Origin of the sequence: Shewanella sp. 10N.286.45.A1, from assembly GCF_041470405.1 — a bacterium.
GTDB lineage: Bacteria > Pseudomonadota > Gammaproteobacteria > Enterobacterales > Shewanellaceae > Shewanella.
This window is the reverse complement of record NZ_JBFRMK010000288.1, coordinates 1-3,973: the sequence shown is the minus strand read 5'-3', so window position 1 is coordinate 3,973 and position 3,973 is coordinate 1. Positions and strand designations below refer to the sequence as shown.

Annotated in this window: 2 protein-coding genes and 2 tRNA genes; all 4 read left to right on the top strand. The window is 42.5% G+C overall.

All coding sequences use genetic code 11. The features are described 5' to 3' along the window. Positions 1–234 precede the first annotated feature (234 nt). Complete coding sequence (gene alaS / locus AB4238_RS19115) at positions 235–2,859, top strand: alanine--tRNA ligase (RefSeq protein ID WP_372034864.1); 2,625 nt, start codon at positions 235–237, stop codon at positions 2,857–2,859. Between the two features lie 475 nt (positions 2,860–3,334). Further along, positions 3,335–3,532 (top strand): carbon storage regulator CsrA, encoded by a 198-nt coding sequence (gene csrA, locus AB4238_RS19110; protein WP_020911533.1) that lies wholly within the window; start codon positions 3,335–3,337, stop codon positions 3,530–3,532. Positions 3,533–3,732: 200 nt separating this feature from the next. Then, positions 3,733–3,824: transfer RNA gene (locus AB4238_RS19105), tRNA-Ser, on the top strand. 21 nt (positions 3,825–3,845) lie between these two features. Then, positions 3,846–3,922 (top strand) — tRNA-Arg (locus tag AB4238_RS19100). Positions 3,923–3,973: the final 51 nt, after the last annotated feature.

The following is a 3,973-nucleotide window of genomic DNA, read 5'->3' as shown; positions in this document are numbered from 1 at the left end:
AGGGAATAACCATTTCTTCCACAATGCGGCTTGAATTGAAAGCCCGGAGAAAGCTCTGAACTGAGTATATCCTTAGTGGAATTGATATAAGATCCATTTTATTTTTAACTGTCTAGCTAGTTTTGCATCTACAGGGCTGGTTGTTAGCCATTACACTGCTTATAATGCTGTTCATAAAAATTTATCATTAGGCTCTTTCCGAGCTAGTTGCACAACCTAATTCAGGACGGTTTCATGTATCAAACCACTGCAGCACTGCGTAGTGCTTTTTTGGAATATTTCCGCACAAATGGCCACCAGGTCGTTGATAGTAGTTCTCTCGTGCCGGGTAATGACCCAACACTGTTATTTACCAATGCGGGCATGAACCAGTTCAAGGACGTTTTTCTTGGTGAAGATAAGCGTCGTTATAGCCGTGCGACCTCTTCGCAACGCTGTGTTCGCGCAGGTGGTAAACATAATGATTTGGACAATGTGGGTTATACCGCTCGTCACCATACCTTTTTTGAAATGCTGGGTAATTTTAGCTTTGGCGATTACTTTAAAGAAGATGCAATTAACTTTGCATGGAACTTCTTAACTCAAGAGTTAAAGCTACCTAAAGAGCGTTTATGCGTAACCATTTACGAAACAGATAACGAAGCATACGATATCTGGACGAAGAAAGTCGGCGTGGCACCAGACAATATTATTCGCATTGGTGATAACAAGGGCGCAGCTTATGCGTCAGATAACTTCTGGCAGATGGGTGACACTGGCCCTTGTGGTCCATGTACTGAGATATTTTACGATCACGGTAAGCATATCTGGGGCGGACGTCCAGGCACGCCTGAGGAAGATGGCGACAGATTTATTGAGATCTGGAACATCGTATTCATGCAGTACAATCGTCAATCTGATGGAGCAATGAACCCACTTCCAAAGCCATCGGTTGATACTGGTATGGGTATTGAGCGTATCGCCGCTATTATGCAAGGTGTGCACTCAAATTACGAAATCGATATCTTCCAAGCGCTTATCAAAAAGACCGCTGAAATTCTTGGGGTTACTGATCTAGAAAATAAATCACTACGCGTTATCTCTGATCATATTCGCTCTTGTGCTTTCCTTATTGCTGATGGGGTAATGCCATCAAATGAAGGTCGCGGTTATGTACTTCGCCGTATTATTCGCCGTGCAGTGCGTCACGGTAATAAGTTGGGCGCATCAAGTAGCTTTTTCTACAAGTTAGTACCAACACTGATTGAAGTGATGGGCGATGCAGCTAAAGGGTTAGTTGCAACGCAAGCAATCGTTGAAAAATCACTTAAAGCCGAAGAGGAGCAATTTGCTCGTACTCTAGAGCGCGGTCTTGGTATTTTAGACAATGCACTATCAAACCTGAAGGGCGATGTACTCGACGGTGAAACAGCATTTAAGCTGTATGATACTTATGGCTTCCCAGTTGATTTAACCGCAGATGTTTGTCGTGAGCGCGATATCACTGTTGATGAAGCAGGTTTTAAAACCGCAATGGCAGAACAACGTAGTCGAGCACAAGCGGCTGGTCAATTTGAGACTGATTACAACGAAGGCCTCAAAATTGATGAACAGAGCGGCTTTGTTGGTTACCAAGAACTTAATAACCAAGCGACTGTTACTGCTATCTATAAAGAAGGTAAGTCAGTTGATGTTTTGAATGCTGGTGACGAAGCGGTTATCGTACTCGATAACACGCCGTTTTACGGCGAGTCAGGCGGACAGTGCGGTGATAAAGGTGTGCTATTAGCTGATGGTGTTGAGTATCAAGTAGCTGATACACAAAAATATGGTCAGGCAATCGGCCATATCGGTAAGCTTAGCGAAGGTTCTATTAACGTAGGGCTGAGCATAGCAACTAATGTTGATAAGAAGCTGCGTCACCGCACAGAGTTAAACCACTCAGTTACGCATCTTTTACACGCAGCATTACGCCAAGTATTAGGTACTCATGTGACTCAAAAAGGCTCATTGGTAGATCCTGAGCGTTTACGTTTCGACTTTTCTCATTTTGAAGGTGTGAAAGCATCAGAGATTAAAGAAGTTGAAGAGTTGGTTAACACTCAAATTCGCCGTAACCATGAACTGAAAGCTGAAGTCATGGATATTGAGCAAGCTAAAGAGAAAGGCGCTATGGCGCTGTTTGGCGAAAAATATGACGCAGAAGTGCGTGTAGTGACAATGGGTGACTTTTCTATAGAACTTTGTGGCGGTACACACGTTGGTCGTACTGGTGATATTGGTCTGTTTAAGATAACTTCAGAAGGCGGTATTGCTGCTGGTGTTCGCCGTATTGAAGCGGTAACTGGCGCTGCAGCTATGGCCTACGTTGCTAAACAGCAAGCTTCGCTTGAAGAGGCTGCTGCATTGCTTAAAGGCGATAGCGCTTCTGTTGTGGCAAAACTTAAGGCACAACTTGATAAGTCGAAAGCTCTTGAGAAAGAACTTGCTCAGCTAAAAGATAAGTTAGCTGCGGCGACCAGTGCAGACCTTGCTGGAGAAGCGGTTGAGATTAATGGCATTAAAGTTTTAGTTAAGAAGTTAGAAGGGGTTGATGCTGGTTCACTTCGTGGCTTACAAGATGAGCTTAAACAAAAGCTGAAATCAGGGATTGTGGTCTTAGGTATTGCTGGAGACGCGAAAGTTAACTTAATTGCCGGTGTAACTAAAGATCTTACTGGCAAGGTGAAAGCTGGCGAACTTGTTGCCTCAATTGCAGTTCAGGTTGGTGGCAAGGGCGGTGGACGTCCTGATATGGCCCAAGCAGGTGGTAGTCAACCAGAGAACCTACAAGGGGCCCTGGATAGTGTTCTACCTTGGCTTGCTGAAAAACTCGCTTAGTAACACCGCCTGTTAAATATTGCATTTTAAAACGCTCTATATGAGCGTTTTTTGTTGTCAAAAGCTTAAAATTTGACGTAAGTGATAAGGCGAATGCTAACGGATAGCAAACTTATTGCAGAAATATAGCTATTTGCGACAAAACTAGTAGATATCACAGTTAACTTTGGTATGGTTGATAGTGATAATTGAGAGTTGATTGGCTAAGTACATTGTTAAGTCGTTGCATGAAAGGTTTCATCCTTTTTTCATGCTTGTTTAATTTCAATGTTTAATAATAGCCTTGTTGGTGCAGTTTTTTCTTAATATGGCTTATAGATTTGACCTAGTGAAATCGTGTAAACGGTTTTAAAGGTGCAATTAATTGACTTATTTCAAATTGATTACTGTTAATTTGTACTAAGCTAACTCTATAATATATATATAACGGAATAATGCCGTATAAAGCAGATCTAGGAACTAAAGGAGCAAAATAATGCTGATATTGACTCGTCGTGTTGGTGAAACACTGATGATTGGTGATGAAGTAACTGTCACTGTATTAGGCGTTAAAGGTAACCAAGTACGAATTGGTGTAAATGCACCTAAAGAAGTCTCTGTCCATCGTGAAGAGATTTATCAACGCATTCAATCTGAAAAATCAGGCTCTGCTCCAGAAGGCGGAAACTTCTGATTGTAGTTCGATGATTACTGAGAATTTTAGAAGCTAGTTTTTTAACTGGCTTTTTTATTTTTTGGAATTAGAAAAGCCTCTTTATGGCTGCTGTTAGTCCGATATACAGTCAACATGCTTAAAAACAGTTCAAACAGAAATAGTTTCTTAAAAATGGTTTGACTTATTTTCGGCAAACAGTAATATGTGCGCCAAGAAACGGAGAGGTGGCCGAGTGGCCGAAGGCGCTCCCCTGCTAAGGGAGTATGGGCTTTAACTCCCATCGAGGGTTCGAATCCCTCCTTCTCCGCCATTTCTTAAAGTAGACGACGATGCGGATGTAGCTCAGCTGGATAGAGTACCTGGCTACGAACCAGGCGGTCGGAGGTTCGAATCCTCCCATCCGCACCATAATCTACTGTTGTGTTTAAATGTTTTAGTGAGCGGATGTAGCTCAGCTGG

What these genes read in the sequence shown, in the direction of transcription:
- csrA (WP_020911533.1), top strand. Translation starts at nt 3,335, where the DNA reads ATGCTGATATTGACTCGTCGTGTTGGTGAAACACTGATGATTGGTGAT.
- alaS (WP_372034864.1), top strand. Translation starts at nt 235, where the DNA reads ATGTATCAAACCACTGCAGCACTGCGTAGTGCTTTTTTGGAATATTTC.